Source organism: Ruegeria sp. YTSC003, from assembly GCF_059609785.1.
On sequence record NZ_JBXWMK010000001.1, the window covers coordinates 287,623 to 309,372 of the forward strand.

The window sequence follows — 21,750 nt, forward strand, 5'->3', positions numbered from 1 at the left end:
GTCTGAGGCGTTGACTACCTGCTTACCAAGCACCTATCAAATTAAAGAAACTGACCTGAATTAAGTCTGGCTAATGCTACTGGATCCAAACCATCTGTCCGCGCTGTCTGCCATCCTGCGTCATGGCAGCTTTGACGCGGCCGCCTCAGAACTTGCGGTTACGCCTTCCGCGGTTTCACAGCGGATCAAGGCGCTGGAAGACCTTGTCGGCGCAACACTGATCAATCGGGGAACGCCCTGCACGGGCACTCCGATGGGTTTGCGTATCGCTCAACACGCCGAGGATATCGGGTTACTTGAGACGCATCTGGCCCGCGAACTGACACTTGATCAAACCAACGGCCCCGCGCGCGTGCGCGTCGCCGTGCCAGCCGACGTTCTCGCGACGTGGTTCATCAATGTCATGTCTCAGGTCGACGGCCTGCTGTTCGATCTGGTCGTTGACGATCAGGATCATTCAGCGGAATGGTTGAGGCGCGGAGAGGTCAGCGCCGCCATAACGGTCGGAGGTGATACAGTCCCAGGCAGCGACGCCGTGGCCCTTGGCGCCTTGCGGTACATCCCCACGGCCAGCCCGGATTTCATGCGCAAATGGTTCACGAACGGTGTAAATATCGACACATTGTCCCGCGCCACCTGTTTGACATTCAACCGCAAGGATGGGCTGCAAAAAGCTTGGATTACCCGGCAGACAGGTCAACGGCTATCACCCCCCTCGCATTTCCTGCCCTCCTCTCAGGGGTTTGTAGAAGCGGCCATTGCGGGGATTGGTTGGGGAATGAATCCGGAAAGTCTTGCGCGCCCAGCGCTGGAAGATGGCCGGTTATGCCCTTTGGTACCGGGCGCGCGGCTTGACGTAGGGCTGACCTGGCAGGTGGGTCGTGTGCTCTCCACGGCGTTGGCCCCGCTAACTGACGCAGTCAAGCGCACCGCCAATGGTGCCCTGCTTCCAGTTGACAGGGCAGACTAGGACTGAACCGCTTTTTTCTCGCTGGGTACAACCACACGGTAACAGGCGACCGCCGCGAAAACGCTTGTGGCGACGATGAAGGCGATTGCCCAGGCGACCTCGTGCAAATGCGCAACGCCTGCCAACGCGGCCGAGAGCAATACGCCAGAGATCCGGCAAATGCTCTTGATCGCTGCGGCACCTTTGACCCTCTGATCTTTTGGGGCAACGTCCAGGAAGTACAACTTGCGGGCACTGCAGATCCCTGTCACCGCAACAGTGACAACGAACAAGGCAATGGCGTGTAAGTGAACGTCATGGTCCATGCCCAGAAAGTGCACGGACAAAAGCGCACCGCCCGTCAGTGCCACCATTAGGTTCCCGGTGACCATCACGGCGCGATGCGATTTCATGTTCACCAATTGCCACAGTGGGGCAGATACAAGATACCCCGACGCCGACGACACGATCATCGCCGTCAGCCCCTTGGCCGAGGCGTGGTGCGCTTCGGCAGCGATCAACGCAAAGAACGGTACCGACAGGGATACCACGACAAGCGGCATGCGCATGACCATATAACGGCGGAACCAGCGCTGATCAAACATTGCGGCGATATCGGTGAAGTTATCGAGGAACTTTCGCTTCTTGTCCCCTTGCGTGTCCTTTTTGTCGGTGGGACCAGCGGTTTCGGACATCATAAGAATTGACAAGCCAGACAACACAAAGAATGCCACAGACACGGCAATCACCGCGGAATGGCGCGAAAAAGGTGAGTTTTCTTTGGTGATCTCGTGAACCAGCAACGCTAAGCCGATTGCGCCCAATCCACCCACCCCAAGTTGCAGGTAGTGCATGATCATCCGCGATTTGGAGCGCACCTGATCGCCCAGCAGATCAGTATACATCAGCGACTGAATTTCTTCGATCAAACCGATCATAAAAAACGCAGCGACAAACGCCACTCCGATGACCGGTACCACACCTGTTGAGGCCACCAACAAAGCCAAAATCAGGCAGGCACCGATTGCGACCTCAGTCATCGCGATTGCACGTTTCTTGCGGTCACGCGCTGCGATGGGATACGCGAGGAAAACATCCGAGATCATGCTGCCAACCATCCGCACCGACACCAGCGCGCCGGCTATGAACATCGGAAGCTCAAGCGACACGGCCAGAAATGGCAAGACCACGGATGGGCTGCCTAGGGTCCACGCCACCTGAGACAGAATGCTTTGCCCAGCCAGGACCGGAACGTTTCTTTTCGATGTGTCCAGTGACTTGTCAGTCATTTGCGCGCTTGGGTTCCTCGGCTCGCAAAAGGGCGTGCCACTTGGGTTTGACCAATCCATGGTACTCAGTTCCACGCAACCGGCCAAGAACCCCCTGTGTCAAAAATGAAAAACCCGGCCAAAGACCGGGTTTTCTTTCTTCTTTTTTGACTTGGATCAGAGCTGAGCCATGACCTCGTCCGTGGCTTCGAAATTCGTCGTCACACGCTGAACGTCATCGTCGTCTTCCAGCGCATCGACCAGTTTCATCAGTTTTTGCATGTCTTCCAGACCCAGCTCGGTTGTGGTCGTGGGCTTCCAGACCAACTTGGTGGAATCGGTTTCCCCCAGCGCAGCTTCAAGGGCGCTCGACACTTCGTTCAGGTCGGTATCGGCACACCAGATGATATGCCCTTCTTCCGAGCTTTCGACATCTTCGGCACCGGCTTCGATTGCGGCTTCGAACACGGTGTCCGCGTCGCCAACGGAACCCGGGTAAACCACTTCGCCCTTGCGTTCGAACATGAAGCCAACTGAACCGGTTTCGCCCAGGTTGCCGCCGTTCTTGGAAAAGGTCGAGCGCACAGTCGATGCTGTGCGATTGCGGTTGTCGGTCATCGTCTCGACGATCACCGCCACACCGTTCGGGCCATAGCCCTCATACCGGATCTCTTCGTATTCATCGCCTTCGCCCGCCGTCGATTTCTTGATCGCGCGGTCGATGACATCTTTTGGAACCGACTGTGACTTGGCTTCTTTCACGGCCAAACGCAGCCGTGGGTTTTTTTCAGGATCCGGGTCGCCCATCTTGGCAGCGACGGTGATCTCTTTCGACAGTTTGGAAAACAGTTTGGACCGCGCGGCGTCCTGACGCCCCTTGCGGTGCTGGATGTTGGCCCATTTGGAATGGCCTGCCATATTGCGTCCTCGTCATCGTGATTGCGTATTCGGCGCTCATATAGACGTTTGCGGGGCCAAGGATCAAGAGAGCGGCTTGCGACAGTCGCCGCGAAGGGTATGGTGGCCGCATGACGACAGACCAGATTATTCTTTTTTCCCTTTTCGCCACTGTGTTTGGAATGCTGCTTTGGGGGAAGTTTCGATACGACCTTGTGGCCTTCACCGCGCTATTGATCGGAGTTACGCTGGGTGTTGTGCCGGTCGATGACGCCTTTGCCGGGTTCGGACACCCCGCTACGATCATCGTCGCTTTGGTATTGGTTGTCTCGGCCGGGTTGGTGCGTTCGGGCGCTGTTTTCCTGATCACCCGCACACTGGTCGATGCGTCGCGCGGGCTTGGCGCGCACATCGCGCTGATGGGCGGGATTGGCGCTGTTCTGTCGGCCTTTATGAACAACGTGGCCGCGCTGGCGCTGCTGATGCCGGTCGATATCCAGACCGCGCGCAAGGCAGGGCGGCCGGTCGGACTGACGCTGATGCCGCTGAGCTTTGCCACCATTCTGGGCGGCATGGCCACGTTGATTGGAACGCCCCCTAACATCATCATCGCATCGATCCGGGCTGAGACATTGGGTGAACCGTTCCGAATGTTCGATTTCGCCCCCGTCGGTGGATTGGCAGCGATTGCCGGGCTGGCATTTGTCGCGCTGGTCGGATGGCGGTTGATTCCCAATCGCGGAACACAGGAAGAGGCCTCGGAAACCCTTGCCGAATACATCGCGGAACTGACGGTCCCGTCAGAATCGCCGCAAATTGGGAAGCGTGTCAGCGAGCTTTATGAGGCCGCCGAGAAATCCGACGTGGCCATCATCGGCCTTATTCGAGACGGCAAACGGCGCTATGGCCGGTCGGCCCATGCTACAATCAAACCGGGCGACGCATTGGTGTTAGAGGCCCGCCCCGAGGCGCTAGACGAATTTCGCACCGCGCTGAACCTCGATTTCTCGGATACCCGCCGTCAGGAATTGCTGACCGCCGAAGGGGACGGTCTTGAAGTGATTGAGGTAGTTGTGCCACTAAACGCACGCGTCACCGGTCGCACCGCGCAGGGCCTGGGATTGGCCTGGCGTCAAAGCACAGTTCTGATGGGAATTTCACGTCAAGGCCGCCGCATAACCGAACAGGTCCGCAAAACTCAGATTGAGGCGGGCGACATTCTGTTGCTGCTTTGCCCACGTGACCGCAGTGCCGATGTGACCGAATGGCTGGGTTGTTTGCCACTTGCTGAACGCGGTCTGAACGTCACCGCCAACGAAAAGGCGTGGCTTGCCATTGGCTTGTTTGGCGCAGCTGTTCTGGCGGCCAGTGTCGGGTTGATCTACCTGCCTATCGCCCTGGGGCTGGTCGTCGTCGCTTATGTGCTGACCAAGATCATGCCGATTGCAGATATCTACAATCATATCGAATGGCCTGTTGTCGTGCTGCTGGGCTCGATGATCCCGCTCGGCAGCGCATTGGAGACTTCCGGCGGTACAGAACTGATTGCGAATGCTTTGATTCAATTGACCGACGGGCTGCCGGCCTGGGCCATTCTGACCGTTTTGATGGTGGTTACCATGACCCTGTCAGACGTGCTGAACAACACGGCCACGGCCATTGTTGCGGCTCCGGTCGGTATCCAGATGGCCCGCACGCTTGAGGTTTCACCCGACCCATTTCTGATGACTGTCGCCGTCGCAGCCTCGGCCGCGTTCTTGACGCCGATTGGGCATAAGAACAATACGCTTGTCCTAGGACCCGGAGGGTATCAGTTTGGCGACTATTGGCGCATGGGCCTGCCACTGGAAATTCTGATCATTGCGGTTTCCATCCCCGCTATCCTTGTGTTTTGGCCATTGTGACGGGTAAAGGCCTTTCATGAAACGATTTCTGATCCTGCAATTGCGCCCGGAAACCGATGCTTCGGATGCGGAGTACGCGTCGATTCTGGACAAAACCGGTCTGTCACCGGACCAGACCCATCGTATCCGATTGGATTGCGAGGCTTTGCCCGACGATTTGAATGTCACTGACTATGCTGGGGTGATTGTTGGTGGTGGACCGGGATGCGTCAGTGACGACCCCGCAACCAAATCCGAAGCCGACGCGCGCATTGAAGGCGCCATTATGGGATTGATGCCGCAGATCATCGCACAGGATCATCCCTTCATGGGCTGTTGTTATGGGCTGGGCATTCTGGCCGCTCATCTTGGCGGTGACGTCAGCAAAGACAAGTACGGCGAACCTGTCGGGCCTTCGACCTGCCACCTGACTGCAGACGGAGCACAAGACCCGCTGACGGCAGGGCTGACCGGAACATTTGACGCCTTCGTGGGTCATAAAGAGGCCGTGCAGGCGCTGCCGGAAGGGTGCGTCCACCTGCTGGCCTCGGACCCCTGCCCATTCCAGATGATCCGCTGGGGGCAGAATGTTTATGCCACGCAGTTCCACCCCGAGGCGGACGCGCGCGATTTTGAGCAGCGCATCAATATCTACAAGAACCACGGCTATTTTCCGCCCGAAGACGCCCAGCGCCTGATCGACATTTGTCACGCAGCGGATGTTACACAACCGGCCGAAATCCTCCGCAGGTTCGCCGAACGCTATGGGTGACCCAACGGCGTTATTGCCTGATCCACGACCGCTCGCTTAGGGTGGCCCGAACGGCTTTGGGAGGAGTTGTTCTTGGATCTTCTAATAAATGTCGGCCTGCCGCTGTCGCTGGCCATTATCATGCTGTCTCTGGGCGTTGGGCTCGAAGTCGCTGATTTCCGCCGCGTGCTCAGCCGGCGCTATCCTTTCGCCATCGGTGCGTTGTGCCAGGTTGTACTGCTGCCGGTCGCGGCTTTTGTCACGGTCACACTTTTTGCGTTGCCACCCGAGATCGCGGTCGGCTTCATGATCCTCAGTTTTTGCCCTGGCGGTGTGACCAGCAACATCCTGTCGAAACTGGCAAAGGGTGATGTCGCCCTTTCGGTCAGTTTGACGGCCGTCATCAGCCTGCTTTCGATGGTAACCGTGCCATTTCTTGCTGCGTGGTCAGTGAACTATTTCATGGGTGATGCCGCACCCGAGGTTTCCATCACGGGATTGGCCATTGCGATGTTCCTGATCACTACGTTGCCCGTGGCGCTTGGCGTCATACTGCGCGGCTTTGCAACTGACTTTGCAAAGCTGCTTGAGCCTGTGCTGTCCAAGATTGCAACTGTCCTCTTCATGCTGATCGTTCTGGCGGCGCTGGCTGGTAACTGGCAGCTTTTTGTCGATAACCTGGGAGTTATGGGCGCGGGTTTGATCTCATTGAACATCGCATTGTTGCTGATCGGTTTGGGGCTGGCGCGCGCAGCAAACCTGACGTGGGACGAAAGCAAGACGGTCTCCATCGAAACCGGAATACAAAACTCGACACTTGGGATTACACTGGCTGCATTGATCACGGCGACGGAAAGCGGGTTCAGCCCGTTGGCTCTGCCGTCGGCTGTGTACGGAATAACGATGTATGTTGTGGCCTTGCCCTTCATCCTTTGGTTCCGCAGCCGCTGAAAGGATAACACATGACGAATAACTCTGCCGATGCAATCGTCGTGGGCGCTGGGCTGGCCGGGTTGGCCGCCGCGGCCGAACTGGGCGACCGGGGCAAAAAGGTGATCGTGGTCGATCAGGAACCCGCGCATTTCCTGGGCGGTCAGGCATTCTGGAGCCTTGGCGGGCTCTTTATGGTCGACACGCCGGAACAGCGGCGCATGGGCATCAAGGACAGCTACGACCTTGCCTTGCGAGACTGGATGGGCAGCGCGCAGTTCGACCGCGACGAAGACGCATGGCCCCGCAAATGGGCCGAGGCCTATGTCGAATTCGCCGCCGGCGAGATGCGCCCTTGGCTGCATGACATGGGCCTGCGCTGGTTTCCGATTGTCGGCTGGGCCGAACGCGGTGGATCATATGCGGATGGTCACGGCAATTCTGTGCCCCGCTTTCATATCACCTGGGGCACCGGCCCCGGTGTTCTGGAACATTTCAAACGCCGCGTGCGTGACCATGTCAGCAACGGGTTGATCGAGCTTAAATTCCGCCATCAAGTCAGCCACATCATCATGCAGAACGGCTCTGCCAAAGGCGTCTCGGGCGAGGTTCTGGCAGACGACACCGCACCCCACGGCGCCAAGACCAACCGCGATGAAGTGGGCGAGTTCGAATTTTACGCCCCAGCCGTCATCGTCACGTCCGGCGGCATCGGAGGCAACTTTGAAATGGTGCGCAAAAGCTGGCCGCGCGACCGTCTGGGCGAGCCACCACAGGACATGGTCGCAGGCGTGCCATTCCACGTTGATGGCCGCATGATCGGCATCAGCGAAAAGGCCGGCGGCCATGTGATCAACGGCGACCGGATGTGGCATTACACCGAAGGCGTGCGTAACTGGAATCCGATCTGGCCATCACACGGTATTCGCATTCTGCCCGGCCCAAGCTCAATGTGGTTCGACGCCGAAGGCAACCGGTTGAAACCGCCGTGCCTGCCGGGTTTTGATACATTGGGGACGCTAAAGGAAATCCTGAAAACCGGCCATGAATACAGCTGGTTCGTCCTGACCCAGAAGGTAATCAAAAAAGAGTTCGCCCTGTCCGGGTCTGAACAGAACCCCGACATGACGGACGGTGGTTGGAAAGAGGTTCTGTTCCAACGCATTCTGACCGGGTCCAAGGCCACCGCTCCGGTCGAGGCGTTCAAGGAACACGGCGAAGACTTCATCGTCGCCAATACCTTGACCGAGCTTGTTAACGGCATGAACCATCTGGGCGGAGGGCTGATCGATGAGGCGCATCTACGCGCCCAGATCGAGGCGCGGGATTCCCAGATCGACAACCCGTTCACCAAGGATGCGCAGATGGCCGCCATTCTGGCCGCGCGCAACTACCGTGGAGACAGACTGATCCGAACCGCCAAGCCGCACAAGTTCCTTGATCCGGCCAATGGCCCGCTGATCGCGGTGAAACTGCACGTGCTGACGCGCAAAACGCTGGGTGGGCTTCAGACCAATCTGGACAGTCAGATGGTCGGCGCAGACGGTCAGGTCGTTCCTGGCCTGTTCGCAGCCGGAGAGGTCGCGGGTTTCGGTGGCGGTGGCTATCACGGCTACAACGCGCTCGAAGGTTCATTCCTAGGCGGCTGCATTTTCTCCGGCCGCAATGCAGGACGGTCAAGGGCCGTCGCGTGACGGCCCCTTCAAACCCTACTGTTCCCGGGCAAACTGAACGACGGATTGCCCAGCACTGTCCAGCAACACCAGCGTATCGCCTTTGAACGCATATGCTGTCACCCCTTGTAGGGCTTTGAAAAATTGCCGCTCAACTTCATCCAGTGGGGGCGGACAGGCCATCAGGGTGGCAGCCATGTTGTCGGGGAATTCAATATTGTTGCCCGCAATCTCGGCTTGGCCGGAAAACCGGTTACATCCACCGCTGCCTGAGAACGCGCCATCATTGGCGAATGAAAGCGCGGGGCGCCTTTCGGTCTCAAGTGCTGCTCCATTTAGGCCGGTTGCAGTCCAGTTGGTGTTCTCCAGTACGGCAGCACCGGGCGGTTGTACTTTGACCAGCATCAGATCGGTCGTGTTCCCGGCCCCATTCGTCAGAACAGGGTAGGCGGTATCGGTTGTGAACAACAGCTTGTCGCCCTGAAAGATCGAACCACGCACCACATAGCGCATCCCCTCTTGAATAAGGGCGTCGTCATAGCTCAGCTCGAATTGTGCTGGCACTCCGGTCAGCGCATAGCGCTTTGCCGACAGGGTCACCGACGGTGCGTCCGCGCGCGAGACGTCTTGCAATTGCACGTAAAGCGTCGCATCCGGAGGTACGGCGATACGCTCGCGATATGCTGCAGTGCCTTCGATCGTTCCGCCGATGGCCGCGCCGCTCAGCAGGACTGATGTGGCCGCAACCGTAAGCGCAGTATATCCGGTCTTGAGCATTGGCGTGCTCCTTTTCGCAAAATCACTTATTCAAAACATTGTATGAGGTTTTGATTTTACAAGGACTTCGCCGGAAAACCAGCGGTTCCGTGCCAAACTCAAAGCGGCCAGATCAGAGGGATCAACAGCGAAGCCAGCAAACCCACGGTCAGATTCAGCGGCACGCCAACCTTCAGAAAATCTGTGAACCTGTACCCACCGGGGCCGTAAACCATCATGTTGGTCTGATATCCGATCGGCGTCGCAAATGAAGCCGAGGCTGCCACCATGACCGCCACCACCAGAGGACGCGGATCAACGCCCACGGCCTGCGCCAAACCGATGGCAATCGGCGTCACCACAACTGCCACGGCGTTATTCGACACTAGCTCTGTCAGCACAGAAGTCAGCAAATAGACCGCCCAGATGATCAGGAATGGTGGCAGGGCACCAAGACCAGGCGCCACGGCTTCGACAATTAAGGAAACTGCACCGGATTTATCCAAGGCCGCGCCTATGGCCAGCATTGAGAAGATGAGGGCCAGCAATCTTCCTTCGACAAAGGAAAACGCCTCATCCGCGTCGATGCAGCGCGTAATCAAAACTACCGCAACAGCCAGGATCGACAGCAGCAGGATGGGCGCAACGCCCAGCGCGGCCAGCACAACGATCCCGCTCAGCGCCCCGATGGCAATCGGTGCGTGGCTGCGGCGGAATGCGCGGGCCGAAGGTTGGGTCACATCGACCATATCCATATCAGCAGCCAGTTTCCGGATATCTGCAGGTGATCCCTCCAGTAGCAGCGTGTCACCGACCCGCACGACCAGATCATCCAATTGCCGCCCAATATTCTGGTTTCTTCGATGCACCGCCAGCACATAGACGCCATAACGGCGGCGTAAACGCATCGCGCCCAACGTCCGCCCGACCATGCGGCAACCCGGAGTGATCAGCACTTCGACCGTTTTGGTTTCGACCGCCGAGACCTGGTCGACACGCTTGAGTTCCTTGTTGGTTTGCAGGCTCAGCAACTCTGTCATCTCAGTCCGAAGAACGACACGGTCGCCAACTTTCAAAGCGACGCCCTTGAGGTTGCGCCGCAACGACTCGTCGCCGCGCACGACGTCGATCAGGCGCACGCCCGGGCGTTTGAATAGCTGCACGCCTGTCACCTCACGCCCGATCAGGTTGCTGTCGGGGGGAATGACAGCCTCGGTAAAGAACTTCATCTTCGACCGGTCGCTGAGCATGGATGCCATGCTGTCGCGATCCGGCAAAAGGCGCGGCGCGACAAAGCGAAGGTAGAACATGCCGTAAATCACCAGTGCAATACCCAGTGGGGTCACCTCGAAAATCGAAAACGGGGTCATCCCCTGCGCCCGCGCGACACCATCAACCAACAGGTTGGTCGAGGTCCCGATCAGGGTCAGCGTACCACCCAGAATGGCCGCATAACTAAGCGGGATCAGCAGTTTCGAGGCCGACACGTTCAGCGTCCGCGCGATCTGAACGAATACCGGGATCATCACGACCACCACGGGCGTGTTTGAAACCACCGCCGAGGCAAAGACAACAAAGGCCATCAACGTCGCGATTGCGACTTTGGGACTTACCTGTGCCTGTTTTTGCGCTGTCGATGTGAATGCGTCCAGTGCTCCGGTACGCACCAATGCTCCCATGATGATGAACATCGCGGCAATCGTCCAAGGGGCCGGATTTGACAGAACGGCAAGTGCGCTTTGATAGGGCAGAATGCCCGTCACCAGCATCACGGCCACGCCACCGATTGCGACCACTTCAGTCGGATAGGATTCGCGCAGGAACATGATGAACATGCCTGCAACGACCAACAGCGCCAGTATCGCGCTTCCCATTTCTGTCAGCTGAAGGAATTGCATTCTTGGTATTCTGTCCGAACCCTGGCCTGGCTTACGCGCCCGTCAGGCAGTTTCACGCATTGCGCGCGACAGAGCAAGCCTGACGTGCCCTTACTGTGGGCCAGCTTGCTGTAGCCGCCCACCAACGCGCACCATTTGAACAGATTTCGCCTGACCGTCACGGTCGTCGGTTTCAACGAACACTCCGCTCAGCGTGGCCTCACCATTAGCCGGAGTGAACCGGGCCTTGGGCATACCGGTGATGAACCGGCGCATCGGTTCCAGCTTATCCATGCCGATGACCGAGTCATAATCGCCGCACATGCCCGCATCCGTCAGATAGGCCGTGCCACCCGGCAGGATTTGCGCGTCCGCGGTTGGCACATGTGTATGCGTGCCCACAACAAGGCTGGCGCGTTTGTCGCAATAGTGACCCATGGCCATCTTTTCGGAAGTCGCTTCACAATGCATATCGACGATGATCGCCTGCGCTTGCCCGCCACGCGGGTGCGACTTCAGGATTGGTTCAACAGCAGAGAACGGATCATCAAAGGGGCGTTTCATGAAGACTTGCCCCAACACCTGAACAACCAGAACCTTGCGCCCGCCCGGCGCGGTGTACAACCGGTGGCCCCTGCCCGGCGCGCCCTTGGCAAAGTTCACCGGGCGCACGATACGGGGTTCACTTTCGATGAATTGCAACATGTCTTTCTGGTCGAACGCGTGATCGCCCAGTGTCAGGCAATCGGCCCCGGAATCCAGCAGCAGCTTGGCGTGATCCCCGGTCAGACCCATCCCGTTTGATGCGTTCTCGCCATTGACCACGACAAAATCCAACCGCCATTCGTCGCGCAGACGCGGCAAATGTTGCTGAATGGCCGCGCGTCCGGCGCGGCCCATCACGTCACCCAGAAAAAGTATCCTCATTCGAACTGTCCTAAGTGTGGTATCTCTCAAGCACAAGTGGTTAAGCTGGCAGAATAAACCGCCAAAGAACATAATGCAGGAGATTTCCCATGCGCCTTGCCCTTCTGACCGCCGCCAGTTTGACCGCGCTTTCAGCTTGCGACCAGCCTGCTTCAAACGACTCGTCCACCCAGCTGGCGAACCCGGCAGCAACCTTTTGCGTTGAAAGCGGCAATCGTTACGAAATCCGAGATGGCGAAGGCGGCCAGATCGGCATCTGCATCCTGCCCGACGGCACCGAAGTGGACGCGTGGGAGTACTTTCGCGAAAACAGCCCGACCTGAGGCGGTCAGGCCGAGAACGTCAGTACTCGGCTTTCAGTGATGACCATATCCAACGTCTGATCCGTGGGTTCCAACGGCAGCCCCTCGGCCTCTTGTGCGTCAAAGGCAAAGCCGATGGCCAGTGTGGGGCGCTTGGCGCGCAATCCCTCTAGCGTGCGGTCATAAAAGCCACCGCCATATCCCAGTCTTCCGCCTTGCGCGTCAAAAGCAACCAGCGGCACAACCAGAATCTCGGGGTCAAAATAATCGTCAATCTCGGGAACCTTGGCGCCGAACGGGCCGTCTTTCAACACGCCCTCGGGCGTCCAGCGCGAAAACCGCAACGCCTGTCCGGCGGCCTGAATGACTGGCACACCGACCGGACCATAAGCCGCGGCCTCGGCCATAGCAGGCAAAGGATCAATTTCGGTGCGGATCGGCATGTACCCCGACATCGGGACGCCGCGATGCCCCGCAAGCACTTCGGACAAACGTCCGGCTGCACCCGGCAAACGCGCATCGAATGCAACCTTCCGGCGCGCAAATGCCGCCTTACGGGCGATGGCCTTGATTTCAGTCAGATCGGTCACAGAAGCACCACGCTGGCAAGCCCAAGAAAGATGAAGAACCCCATGACATCCGTTGTGGTGGTCACGAAGGTCCCTGACGCCAGCGCCGGGTCAATGCCCAGACGATCCAGCACAACCGGTACTACCGTACCTGCGAAGCCTGCGATCGCCATATTCACGACCAAGGCCGAGCCGATCACGACACCCAGCAAGGGTGAATCGAACCACATCATGCCTACAGTCCCCAAAACGGTCGCGAAGCACAGACCATTGAGCACTCCCACAAGCAATTCTCGCCGGATAACGCGCGCCACGTTCGATCCGGTCAGGTCGCGCGTTGCAAGCGCCCGCACCGCAACCGTCAGTGACTGCGTCCCGGCATTCCCTCCCATCGAGGCAACGATCGGCATCAGGATTGCCAGTGCCACCAACTGATTGATCGCCGCTTCGAACTGCGAGATGACCAGTGACGCGCATATTGCGGTACACAGGTTGACGGCCAGCCACGGCAAGCGCCGCCTACTGGTTGCGGCGACACTGTCGGACAGCGAGCTTTCGTCGCTGACACCCGCAAGGCGTAACATGTCCTCTTCGTATTCTTCGTCCAGAACAACCATGGCGTCATCAATGGTAATCACGCCGACCAAACGCCCATCGGCATCAACCACCGGGGCGGAAATCAGGTGGTACTGGTTAAAGGCGTAGGCCACATCTTCTTCGTCCTGATCGACGGGGATGGTGTGAAATTCCTCTTCGGCGATGTCGTGCAACGGCACCTCGCGTCGGGTTGCCATCAGCTTGCCCAGCGTGACCTGTGCAACTGGTTTGAGCCGCGGATCAACCAGAACAACGTGGTAGAACTGTTCCGGCAAGTCATCATTGGCGCGCATGAAATCGATGGTCTGCCCCACGGTCCAATGCTCGGGCGACATGACCACCTCGCGCTGCATGAGGCGACCGGCCGAGTTTTCTGGATAAGACAGCGCCTGTTCCGCGGCGATCCGTTCGGAATCTTCCAATGCGCCCAGGATGGCTTCTTGCTGCGGCTCTTCAAGGTCTTCCAGCAGGTCGACAACGTCATCGCTTTCCATGTCCCGCACGGCGTCGGCCAGAACGTCGGGGCGCAGGACACTGATAACCTCTTCGCGGACGGACTCATCCAGTTCAGATAAGATATCGCCATCGAATTCCTTATCGTAAAGACGGATCAAACGGCCACGGTCATAGGGATTAATCTGTTCAAGGAGGTCGGCAATGTCCGCAGGGTGCAGCGGCTCCATCAGCTCGATCAGCCTGTCGCGATCTTCCACATCAACCGCATACAGGATCGCGGCAACCATCCGGCGATCCAGCGCATAGGCGTCATCGTCGCTTGCGGAGTCGATTACGGGTTCATCATAGCCTGTCGTCATGTCTGCCCCCGTTTGGTTCGCGCATTGACCCCTAATTAGAAGAAGCAGCTACCGGAAAACAATGACAATGCGCCGATTTACCGACAAGTTTCGCCCCACTATGCTGTTTCGCAGTCCCATACAGGCGGAGATGAACGGAAATGGCGCAAAAAACGCTGCTGAAAGGGCGTGTCCTGAGCTTCAACGGATCACCATTCGAAGGTGAACCGACAGAGGCTGTGACAATCAGCGAAGCGGTCTTGATCGAAGACGACCGCATATCTGCCGTCGGCGATGCCGACAGCTTGATATCCGCGAACCCCGATGCCGAAGTTGTAAACCACGGTCAGCACGTGATCATGGCTGGCTTTGTGGATGCGCATGTCCATTACCCACAGACCGCCATGATCGCCAGTTGGGGAAAGCGCCTGATCGACTGGCTGAACACATATACTTTCCCCGAGGAAATGAAGTTCGGGAATCCCGACTATGCAGCCGAGATCGCCAACCGTTATTTGGATCTGACGGCCTCGCATGGCACCACAACAATGTGCAGTTTCTGCACCATCCACCCCGAAAGCGTCGACGCATTCTTCACAGCCGCGCAGCAACGCCGGCAGCGTGTGGTGGCAGGCAAAACCTGCATGGATCGCAACGCGCCCGAAGGGCTGCGGGATACCCCGCAGACGGCCTATGATCAATCGCAGGCGCTGCTTGAGAAATGGCACGGTGTCGACCGGATATCCTACGCCATCACACCACGGTTCTCGCCCACATCCACGCCCGAGCAGCTTGAGGCGATGGGCGCACTGTGGGCCGAACACCCGCATTGCCTGATGCAAACACACCTGAGCGAGCAGACAGACGAAATCTCATGGGTTCGTGAGCTTTTCCCTGATGCGCGAGACTATCTGGATACCTATGAAAAGTTCGGGCTGCTGGGCTCGCATGGCGTTTACGGCCACGTTATCCACCTGGAATCGCGCGAACGTGACCGGCTGCGCGAGGTTGACGCCTCGCTGATCCATTGCCCGACCTCGAACACCTTTATCGGATCCGGCTTGTTCGACATGGACGGGCTGATGGGCGAAGGGCACCGGGTTGGTCTGGCAACAGATACTGGTGGCGGGTCGAGCTTTTCAATGCTGCACACGATGGCCTCGGCCTATGAAATCGGGCAGCTGCGCGGGTCGCCGCTGCACGCGGCACAACTGCTGTGGCTGGGCACGGTTGGCTCGGCCCGTACGCTGCGGATGGATGATTGCATTGGCAATGTCGCACCGGGGATGGAGGCTGATCTGGTCGTTCTTGACCTCGCCTCAACCCCCGCAATTGCCCAGCGTGAAGCCTGCGCCGATGATCTGTGGGAGGCGATCTTTCCTACGATCATGATGGGCGACGACCGGGCGATTGCTGAGGTTTGGATCGCCGGTCGCCGCGTGTCTTCCTAGGCCTGCAAAGCGCGGGCCAATTGGGTCTGCCGTTCGATCACGCGCGGCAGGTCCAACGTCGTGACATGCCCGTCGCGCACGATCTGGCGGCCTTCAACAAACAGGTGTTTCACCTTCATCGGTCCGGCCAAAAGCAATGCGGCCGGGTCCCAGCTGCCTGCACTTTCGATACCGCGCGTGTCCCATATGGCAATGTCGGCGCGCTTACCGGGCTCAAGCCGACCGCAATCGGGGCGGTTCAGCACATCTGCACCGCCACGCGTGGCAATCTCCAACGCTTCGCGTGACGACATTGCATCAGCGCCATTGGCAACGCGCTGCAGCAGCATGGCCTGTCGGGCCTCGAGGATCAGACTGCCGTTATCGTTGCTGGCCGAACCGTCGGCGCCCAGACCCACCGGAACTCCGTGATCACGCATGGTTCGAACCGGTGCGATACCGGACCCCAAGCGGCAGTTTGAGCACGGGCAATGCGCCACGCCCGTTTGGGTTCTGGCGAAAAGATCAATCTCGGCCCCGTCCAGTTTCACGCAATGCGCGTGCCAGACGTCTGATCCGGTCCAACCCAGATCTTCGGCATATTGACCAGGGCGGCACCCGAACTGCGCCTGCGAATACGCTATATCTTCATCATTTTCCGCCAGATGAGTGTGCAGCATCACACCTTTGTCGCGCGCAAGGATTGCTGTGTCGCGCATCAGGTCCCTGCTGACGGAAAACGGGGAGCAAGGTGCCAACCCTACCCGGCACATCGCCCCATCGGATGGATCATGAAACGCGTCAACCACGCGGATCATGTCGTCGAGGATATCGGATTCCACCTCGACCAATTCATCTGGCGGCAACCCGCCGTCGCTTTCCCCGATGCTCATTGCGCCGCGGGTCGGATGGAATCGCAGACCAATTTCGGCGGCGGCAGCGATCGTATCGTCCAGGCGCGCGCCGTTGGGGTAAAGGTAAAGGTGGTCAGAGCTGAGCGTACAGCCCGACAGAGCCAATTCAGCCAGACCAATCTGAGCCGACACAAACATCTCTTCAGGGCCGAAACGGGACCAGATCGGATAGAGTGTCTGCAACCATCCGAACAGCAATGCATCCTGCCCGCCCGGCACAGCCCGCGTCAGGGTTTGGTACAGATGGTGATGGGTATTCACCAGCCCGGGCGTCACAACACAACCCGCAGCATCGTGGATCTCACCGTCGGTTTGCAAGTTGTGGCCGATCTGCGCGATCTGCCCCTCCACGATCAGAATGTCTGCGCCCGACAACTCATGCCGCGCGTCATCCATCGTCAGAATGGTATCTGCATTTTTGATAAGGATTTCGGTCAATTCGCCCTCCTGCAACAGCCCGTCTCATGCAAGAAGTGCAAAGGCTGGCGGAAAACGGGCATAAGAACCAGCCGCGTAGAACCTACCCGACCGGCCAATTTGCAGCAACAAGTTTCAATAGTTGCGCAGGATTTCAAGTGCGACCGCGTGCAGTTCGGGATTCGCCGCCGCCAGAGCCCGCCCGCCATTATGGGCCGGACCGCCCCGCCAGTCAGTCACAACCCCACCAGCAGCCTCTATCACTGCAATGGGGGCCTGAATATCATAGGCGTTCAGGCTGGATTCGATCACCAGATCAACCTGACCCGCCGCCACCAGCGCATAGGCATAACAATCCATGCCATAACGGGTCAGCTTTGCTTGCCGGGCCACCGCTTCGAACCCTGCGCGGTCCTCAGGTGTGCCAACCTCTGGGAAGGTCGTAAAAACAACCGCCTGATCCAAGGCCGATGTCGAGCGTGTCTTCAACGATGCCGTTCCGGATGGGCCGGTGACCTGCGCGATATCCGCCGAACCCACAAACCGTTCGCCGATATAGGGCTGGTCGATCACCCCCATGATCGGGCCGTCAGCTGTGCTGAGCGCAATCAGAACCCCCCAGGTCGGAGTACCGCTGATGAACCCGCGGGTACCGTCGATGGGGTCCAGAACCCAGGTCCGGCCGCTTGAGCCTTCTTCGCGACCAAACTCTTCGCCAAAAATGCCATCTTCGGGCCGATGACGCGCCACAACCGCGCGCATCGCCGTTTCGGCGTTGCGGTCAGCAATGGTTACGGGGTCAAACCCATCTTCCAGTTTGTTCGTGGTGTCCAGATTGGTTTGCCGAAAATACGGAAGAATGGCCGCACGCGCCGCGTCGGCCATTTCTTCGGCAACTTCCAGATCGCTTAGAGAGGTCTCTTGCATGCGTAACCCGTGAGGTGCGCACGGTTTGGAGTCAACCCGCTAATTTATGCTACGTCGCTGAGAACCCGAGCAAGCTCGAACAGGCGGCGGCGCTGGTTTTCGGGAATCGCGTAATAGGACCGCACGAGGTCCAGCGCTTCCTTGTCCCCCATCAGATCGGCAGGAACCGACTTTTTGCCAGAGGTTTCCTTTTCGGCCTCTTCCAGACCTTCAAAGAAAAAGCTGACGGGAACGTCCAATGCTTCGGCAATGTCCCACAGGCGAGACGCGCTGATCCGGTTGGCCCCAGTTTCATACTTTTGAATTTGTTGAAACTTAATACCAACTTGTTCCGCCAGCTGCTGCTGGGTCATGCCAATCAGCCAGCGGCGATGCCGGACGCGCTTGCCCACATGGACATCGACGTGATGGGTCATTGGTATTCTCCTCTTTTACACACAACTACCTGGGGCGCGCGTTGCTTTTTATCGCAACACTAGCGAGTCGCACTTAACCACTCCCTAATTTGGAACATACCCCCAAAACAGCACCATAGCGCAATATTGCCGCATTTGGGTAATTTTTCAAGAAGGTTGAATCTGTTTCGGGTCACAAAGATTTAGGGTTGTGTGTTTTTAATGCTGGGATAGTCCCCACGTGCACCTGAAAGGAACCGAATTGGCCGGGGAATAGATTGACAAACCCTGGCTGAAAAGAATCTATGCCCCAAAATTACGGAGCGCGATCATGCAGGCATTCACGATACAATCCCAGGGAAGCGCCGCCCAATTGGCTGATATTGACCTTCCCGAACCCGGCACCGGGCAAGTACGCATCGCGATCAAGGCCTGCGGATTGAATTTTGCCGACTTGCTGATGCAGAAGGGTACGTATCAGGACACGCCCGAGGCTCCGTTCACGCTGGGTATGGAAGTTGCGGGTGTTGTCGACAAGCTGGGTAACGGTGTTACGCGCTTGAATGTCGGGGACCGTGTGGCCGTTTATTCCGGTCAGGGCGGACTGGCGGAATATGGCGTTTTTGATGCGAGTCGCGCGATTCCCCTGCCCGATGCAATCAGCTTTGAAAGTGCCGCGGCCATTCAGATCGCTTACGGCACCAGCCACATCGCCCTTGATCATCGGGCGCATCTCCGGCCGGGCGAGACCCTTTTGGTGACCGGTGCCGCAGGTGGGGTTGGACTTACCGCCGTCGAAATCGGCAAGCTGATGGGCGCGACGGTAATTGCCCATGCGCGTGGGCAGGAAAAACTGGATGTGGCCCGCGCGGCTGGTGCGGATCACCTGATCGACGCCTCGGAAGACCTACGCGCACGCGTCAAGGATCTGGGCGGCGCGGATGTCGTCTATGACGCTGTCGGAGGGGATGTCTTCAAAGCCGCGTTCCGGGCAACCAACCCCGAAGGCCGTCTGTTGCCCATCGGGTTTGCGGGCGGCGACGTTCCCCAAATTCCGGCCAACCATCTGTTGGTAAAAAACCTGACTGTGATTGGGTTTTACATCGGCGGCTATCTGAGATTCCGACCGCAGATTGTACAGGACAGCTTTGACACGCTGTTCGGCTGGCTCGCCGAAGGGCGGATCAAGCCGCATATCAGCCACGTTCTTCCACTGGCCGAGGCCGACAAAGGCATGCAACTGCTGCGCGACCGCGTGGCCACCGGCAAAGTAGTTATTACCCCCTGACGGGCGCTTACCCCACCACAGCCTTGAGCGGGGCACTGCCCAGCATACGAAAATTCTGACGCACCAGCGCGGCCAGCGATTCGACGACAGCGCCGCGCCCGGTCTCGCCCCCATACAGATTGATCATGTGGGCCGGCAGTTCCGGCAAAGCCCCTCCGGTATCGATCTGTTCAAGATGTGCGGGTTCGGTCCCGTCCAGCATCGCGTGAACAGCCAGATCCGCGCTGACTGTCGCCTCGATCGTGCGGTCGTTTTCTGTTTCGACCGACAGTTCCCACGGGATACCTTCCGCATCGAGGGCCGAGATCATCTGGGGCCGGAACGCGCACCGCCGTCCGACGGCCAATGGAATCGGATTCTTACGCCATGCTGACCCGCCCGGCGCCCCAATCCACCGCAAGGGCAACTCAGCGACGGTCTCAGATCCATCACTGGCTGAGGCTTCGGTTGTCAGGATCAGATCGCACTCGCCGCGTTTGAACATTTCTTTCAGCTGAAGTGAATATGACGAAATCAGCTGCACCCGAACCCGCGGGAAGTCAGCATTGAAACGCTGCAAGACCCGCGGGATGGCCGGGTAGACGATGTCATGTGGAACGCCCAGAACGACCTCGCCTTCATAGGCCTGATCCGTGAGCTTTGAGATTACTTCGTCATTCAGCGCGATCATGCGCCGGGCATAGGCCAGCAGCTGTTCACCGGATGCAGTCAACGCAATTGTGCGCCCACTACGGTCCAACAATTCAAGGCCCAGCAGCTCTTCCAACCGCTTCAACTGCATCGACACGGCGGATTGCGTCAGATGCAGAAATCCGGCGGCCCTTGTGACGCCACCCTGGTCAGCAACGGCAACGAAGGAACGGAGCGTGGTGATATCCAGATTTCGCATGTTCACAAATCCTTATGTATCTCTTCATAAATATTCATTTTCAAAATGTGACATGTTGCGCCATATAAATCAAGGAAGTTGATGGAAAGACGGTTATCCATCATGAAACAGAGAAAGGACAATAAATATGACCCAAATTGCAATCAAACAGCACTGCAAACCGCAGCGTCGCTCTTTGTTGTCCTCGCTTCGGGATGCCCTCTCTCTTCTGCGTCAGCGTCAAACGCTTGCCAGACTTGATGATCGCGCTCTGGAAGACATCGGCGTCACCCGCCAACAGGCCGAAGCCGAGGCGTCACGATCCATTTGGGATGCGCCGGAGTTCTGGCAAAAGTGATTCGACACTGCACCTTTTCTCGGTGAATGGCAGCGCGAACCGTCGGGCTGCCATTTTTGTTGCGTGTTTTAGCCAGTTTCGGGCGTTAAACCCTTGAAACACAGCCCGCACTTGCCGATATTTGCGGGGAACGGGGCCAATTCCATTGGTCCGACAAGAAATATGCAAAGGGAGACCCTTAATGGCACAATTTGACACGATCCGGACGGCGACCGGTGCGCGCGCTGCCCAGATTGACGAGGGCCTACGCGCCCATATGAATAAAGTCTACGGCACGATGTCTGTGGGCATGCTGATTACATTCATGGCTGCCTGGGCCATTTCCGGACTTGCAACCACAACCGACCCATCGGCCGCAGCGGGGCAAATCAGCTCGGGCACCTATCTGACGTCGCTGGGTGCCGCGATCTATACCTCGCCGCTACGCTGGGTGATCATGTTTGCACCGCTGGCGTTCATCTTTGGCTTTAGCGCCGGTATCAACCGCTTGTCCGCCGCAGCTGCACAGCTGGTGTTCTATGCATTCGCAGCGGTGATGGGCCTGTCGATCAGCTGGATTTTCATTGCCTTTACCGGCATGTCGATCATTCAGGTGTTCCTGATCACGTCGATCGCTTTCGCAGGACTGTCCTTGTACGGCTACGTCACCAAGAAAGACCTGTCTGGAATGGGTACATTTCTGATCATGGGTCTTATTGGCCTGATCGTGGCGATGGTTGTAAACATCTTCCTGCAGTCACCCGCGATGATGTACGCGATCTCGGTGATCGGCGTTCTGATCTTTGCTGGTCTGACCGCCTATGACACTCAGAAGATCAAAACCACCTACCTGCAGATGGCCCATTCGGGCGACCAGGAGTGGTTGGGTAAAGCCGCAATCATGGGCGCGCTGAGCCTGTATCTGGACTTTATCAACATGTTCATGTTCCTTCTGCAGCTGTTCGGCAACCGCGAATAAGACAGACGGAATTCGATTTCAA

21 protein-coding genes are annotated in these 21,750 nt (G+C 58.1%); 10 read left to right on the forward strand and 11 right to left on the reverse strand.

Translation table 11 applies throughout. The features are described 5' to 3' along the window. The first annotated feature begins 73 nt into the window (after positions 1 to 73). Complete coding sequence (locus AC2FFH_RS01440) at positions 74 to 970, forward strand: LysR family transcriptional regulator ArgP (RefSeq protein WP_496843571.1); 897 nt, start codon at positions 74 to 76, stop codon at positions 968 to 970. Here AC2FFH_RS01440 and AC2FFH_RS01445 read toward each other — a convergent pair. Both AC2FFH_RS01445 and AC2FFH_RS01450 read right to left on the reverse strand, forming a co-directional pair. Further along, the gene (locus AC2FFH_RS01445; protein WP_496843572.1) at positions 967 to 2,238 is read right to left on the reverse strand and encodes an MFS transporter; all 1,272 of its coding nucleotides are present in this window, start codon (positions 2,236 to 2,238) and stop codon (positions 967 to 969) included. The two genes, AC2FFH_RS01440 and AC2FFH_RS01445, sit on opposite strands and share 4 nt — an antisense overlap. A gap of 156 nt (positions 2,239 to 2,394) precedes the next feature. Then, on the reverse strand, positions 2,395 to 3,135 hold the full coding sequence (locus tag AC2FFH_RS01450) for a YebC/PmpR family DNA-binding transcriptional regulator (RefSeq protein ID WP_496777937.1): 741 nt from the start codon (positions 3,133 to 3,135) through the stop codon (positions 2,395 to 2,397). A gap of 110 nt (positions 3,136 to 3,245) precedes the next feature. On the opposite strand from AC2FFH_RS01450, the gene AC2FFH_RS01455 reads away from it, so the two are divergent. From AC2FFH_RS01455 to AC2FFH_RS01470, 4 genes are all read left to right on the forward strand, one after another. Next, entirely contained in the window at positions 3,246 to 5,018 is a 1,773-nt protein-coding gene (locus tag AC2FFH_RS01455) for an SLC13 family permease (RefSeq protein WP_496843573.1), read from the forward strand. A 16-nt stretch (positions 5,019 to 5,034) separates the two neighbouring features. Continuing rightward, positions 5,035 to 5,769 carry a glutamine amidotransferase gene (locus tag AC2FFH_RS01460; protein WP_496843575.1) on the forward strand — a complete coding sequence of 245 codons (735 nt, stop codon included), beginning with the start codon at positions 5,035 to 5,037 and terminating at the stop codon, positions 5,767 to 5,769. A 72-nt stretch (positions 5,770 to 5,841) separates the two neighbouring features. Then, positions 5,842 to 6,699, forward strand: a complete 858-nt coding sequence (locus AC2FFH_RS01465; RefSeq protein WP_496767837.1) for a bile acid:sodium symporter family protein — start codon at positions 5,842 to 5,844, stop codon at positions 6,697 to 6,699. An 11-nt stretch (positions 6,700 to 6,710) separates the two neighbouring features. Next, the gene (locus AC2FFH_RS01470) at positions 6,711 to 8,372 is read left to right on the forward strand and encodes an FAD-binding dehydrogenase (RefSeq protein WP_496843576.1); all 1,662 of its coding nucleotides are present in this window, start codon (positions 6,711 to 6,713) and stop codon (positions 8,370 to 8,372) included. A 15-nt stretch (positions 8,373 to 8,387) separates the two neighbouring features. Here AC2FFH_RS01470 and AC2FFH_RS01475 read toward each other — a convergent pair whose 3' ends face one another. From AC2FFH_RS01475 to AC2FFH_RS01485, 3 genes are all read right to left on the reverse strand, one after another. Next, complete coding sequence (locus tag AC2FFH_RS01475; protein WP_496696020.1) at positions 8,388 to 9,128, reverse strand: YbaY family lipoprotein; 741 nt, start codon at positions 9,126 to 9,128, stop codon at positions 8,388 to 8,390. A gap of 98 nt (positions 9,129 to 9,226) precedes the next feature. Further along, positions 9,227 to 11,005: an SLC13 family permease gene (locus AC2FFH_RS01480; RefSeq protein WP_496843577.1), complete on the reverse strand. Its 1,779-nt coding sequence runs from the start codon at positions 11,003 to 11,005 to the stop codon at positions 9,227 to 9,229. 90 nt (positions 11,006 to 11,095) lie between these two features. Then, positions 11,096 to 11,911, reverse strand: coding sequence for a TIGR00282 family metallophosphoesterase (locus tag AC2FFH_RS01485; protein ID WP_496767829.1), 816 nt, complete (start codon positions 11,909 to 11,911; stop codon positions 11,096 to 11,098). 89 nt (positions 11,912 to 12,000) lie between these two features. Between AC2FFH_RS01485 and AC2FFH_RS01490 the strand changes: the two genes are divergently transcribed. Beyond that, positions 12,001 to 12,234 carry a putative hemolysin gene (locus tag AC2FFH_RS01490; protein ID WP_058275635.1) on the forward strand — a complete coding sequence of 78 codons (234 nt, stop codon included), beginning with the start codon at positions 12,001 to 12,003 and terminating at the stop codon, positions 12,232 to 12,234. Positions 12,235 to 12,239: 5 nt separating this feature from the next. On the opposite strand, the gene AC2FFH_RS01495 is transcribed toward AC2FFH_RS01490, so the two are convergent. Together AC2FFH_RS01495 and mgtE are read right to left on the reverse strand one after the other, a co-directional pair. Beyond that, entirely contained in the window at positions 12,240 to 12,803 is a 564-nt protein-coding gene (locus AC2FFH_RS01495) for a 5-formyltetrahydrofolate cyclo-ligase (protein WP_496767827.1), read from the reverse strand. Further along, the gene (mgtE, locus tag AC2FFH_RS01500; RefSeq protein ID WP_496767825.1) at positions 12,800 to 14,194 is read right to left on the reverse strand and encodes a magnesium transporter; all 1,395 of its coding nucleotides are present in this window, start codon (positions 14,192 to 14,194) and stop codon (positions 12,800 to 12,802) included. The genes AC2FFH_RS01495 and mgtE overlap by 4 nt, the downstream gene beginning before the upstream one ends. Positions 14,195 to 14,334: 140 nt before the next feature. Between mgtE and guaD the strand changes: the two genes are divergently transcribed. Next, entirely contained in the window at positions 14,335 to 15,624 is a 1,290-nt protein-coding gene (gene guaD / locus AC2FFH_RS01505; RefSeq protein ID WP_496767822.1) for a guanine deaminase, read from the forward strand. On the opposite strand, the gene AC2FFH_RS01510 is transcribed toward guaD, so the two are convergent. From AC2FFH_RS01510 to AC2FFH_RS01520, 3 genes are all read right to left on the reverse strand, one after another. Next, positions 15,621 to 16,955 (reverse strand): 8-oxoguanine deaminase, encoded by a 1,335-nt coding sequence (locus tag AC2FFH_RS01510; RefSeq protein ID WP_496767820.1) that lies wholly within the window; start codon positions 16,953 to 16,955, stop codon positions 15,621 to 15,623. The genes guaD and AC2FFH_RS01510 overlap by 4 nt on opposite strands. 114 nt (positions 16,956 to 17,069) lie before the next feature. Continuing rightward, positions 17,070 to 17,861 (reverse strand): histidinol-phosphatase, encoded by a 792-nt coding sequence (hisN, locus tag AC2FFH_RS01515; protein WP_496767818.1) that lies wholly within the window; start codon positions 17,859 to 17,861, stop codon positions 17,070 to 17,072. A gap of 44 nt (positions 17,862 to 17,905) precedes the next feature. Then, on the reverse strand, positions 17,906 to 18,277 hold the full coding sequence (locus AC2FFH_RS01520; RefSeq protein ID WP_109313179.1) for a helix-turn-helix domain-containing protein: 372 nt from the start codon (positions 18,275 to 18,277) through the stop codon (positions 17,906 to 17,908). Positions 18,278 to 18,587: 310 nt separating this feature from the next. Here AC2FFH_RS01520 and AC2FFH_RS01525 point away from each other — a divergent pair, with 310 nt between their 5' ends. Then, entirely contained in the window at positions 18,588 to 19,544 is a 957-nt protein-coding gene (locus tag AC2FFH_RS01525) for an NADPH:quinone oxidoreductase family protein (protein ID WP_496724243.1), read from the forward strand. 7 nt (positions 19,545 to 19,551) lie between these two features. On the opposite strand, the gene AC2FFH_RS01530 is transcribed toward AC2FFH_RS01525, so the two are convergent. Then, on the reverse strand, positions 19,552 to 20,433 hold the full coding sequence (locus AC2FFH_RS01530; RefSeq protein ID WP_496738107.1) for a LysR family transcriptional regulator: 882 nt from the start codon (positions 20,431 to 20,433) through the stop codon (positions 19,552 to 19,554). A gap of 127 nt (positions 20,434 to 20,560) precedes the next feature. Here AC2FFH_RS01530 and AC2FFH_RS01535 point away from each other — a divergent pair, with 127 nt between their 5' ends. Further along, on the forward strand, positions 20,561 to 20,770 hold the full coding sequence (locus AC2FFH_RS01535) for a DUF1127 domain-containing protein (RefSeq protein WP_496767816.1): 210 nt from the start codon (positions 20,561 to 20,563) through the stop codon (positions 20,768 to 20,770). 181 nt (positions 20,771 to 20,951) lie between these two features. Continuing rightward, entirely contained in the window at positions 20,952 to 21,728 is a 777-nt protein-coding gene (locus AC2FFH_RS01540; protein ID WP_058275627.1) for a Bax inhibitor-1/YccA family protein, read from the forward strand. The last annotated feature ends 22 nt before the right edge of the window (positions 21,729 to 21,750 follow it).

Excerpts from the sequence above, each read along its gene's own strand:
- guaD (WP_496767822.1), top strand. The coding sequence starts at position 14,335 with ATGGCGCAAAAAACGCTGCTGAAAGGGCGTGTCCTGAGCTTCAACGGA.
- AC2FFH_RS01460 (WP_496843575.1), top strand. The coding sequence starts at position 5,035 with ATGAAACGATTTCTGATCCTGCAATTGCGCCCGGAAACCGATGCTTCG.
- AC2FFH_RS01450 (WP_496777937.1), bottom strand. The coding sequence starts at position 3,135 with ATGGCAGGCCATTCCAAATGGGCCAACATCCAGCACCGCAAGGGGCGT.
- AC2FFH_RS01525 (WP_496724243.1), top strand. The coding sequence starts at position 18,588 with ATGCAGGCATTCACGATACAATCCCAGGGAAGCGCCGCCCAATTGGCT.
- AC2FFH_RS01540 (WP_058275627.1), top strand. The coding sequence starts at position 20,952 with ATGGCACAATTTGACACGATCCGGACGGCGACCGGTGCGCGCGCTGCC.
- AC2FFH_RS01440 (WP_496843571.1), top strand. The coding sequence starts at position 74 with ATGCTACTGGATCCAAACCATCTGTCCGCGCTGTCTGCCATCCTGCGT.
- AC2FFH_RS01535 (WP_496767816.1), top strand. The coding sequence starts at position 20,561 with ATGACCCAAATTGCAATCAAACAGCACTGCAAACCGCAGCGTCGCTCT.
- AC2FFH_RS01470 (WP_496843576.1), top strand. The coding sequence starts at position 6,711 with ATGACGAATAACTCTGCCGATGCAATCGTCGTGGGCGCTGGGCTGGCC.
- mgtE (WP_496767825.1), bottom strand. The coding sequence starts at position 14,194 with ATGACGACAGGCTATGATGAACCCGTAATCGACTCCGCAAGCGACGAT.
- hisN (WP_496767818.1), bottom strand. The coding sequence starts at position 17,861 with ATGCAAGAGACCTCTCTAAGCGATCTGGAAGTTGCCGAAGAAATGGCC.
- AC2FFH_RS01480 (WP_496843577.1), bottom strand. The coding sequence starts at position 11,005 with ATGCAATTCCTTCAGCTGACAGAAATGGGAAGCGCGATACTGGCGCTG.
- AC2FFH_RS01475 (WP_496696020.1), bottom strand. The coding sequence starts at position 9,128 with ATGCTCAAGACCGGATATACTGCGCTTACGGTTGCGGCCACATCAGTC.
- AC2FFH_RS01520 (WP_109313179.1), bottom strand. The coding sequence starts at position 18,277 with ATGACCCATCACGTCGATGTCCATGTGGGCAAGCGCGTCCGGCATCGC.
- AC2FFH_RS01445 (WP_496843572.1), bottom strand. The coding sequence starts at position 2,238 with ATGACTGACAAGTCACTGGACACATCGAAAAGAAACGTTCCGGTCCTG.
- AC2FFH_RS01485 (WP_496767829.1), bottom strand. The coding sequence starts at position 11,911 with ATGAGGATACTTTTTCTGGGTGACGTGATGGGCCGCGCCGGACGCGCG.
- AC2FFH_RS01455 (WP_496843573.1), top strand. The coding sequence starts at position 3,246 with ATGACGACAGACCAGATTATTCTTTTTTCCCTTTTCGCCACTGTGTTT.
- AC2FFH_RS01490 (WP_058275635.1), top strand. The coding sequence starts at position 12,001 with ATGCGCCTTGCCCTTCTGACCGCCGCCAGTTTGACCGCGCTTTCAGCT.
- AC2FFH_RS01530 (WP_496738107.1), bottom strand. The coding sequence starts at position 20,433 with ATGCGAAATCTGGATATCACCACGCTCCGTTCCTTCGTTGCCGTTGCT.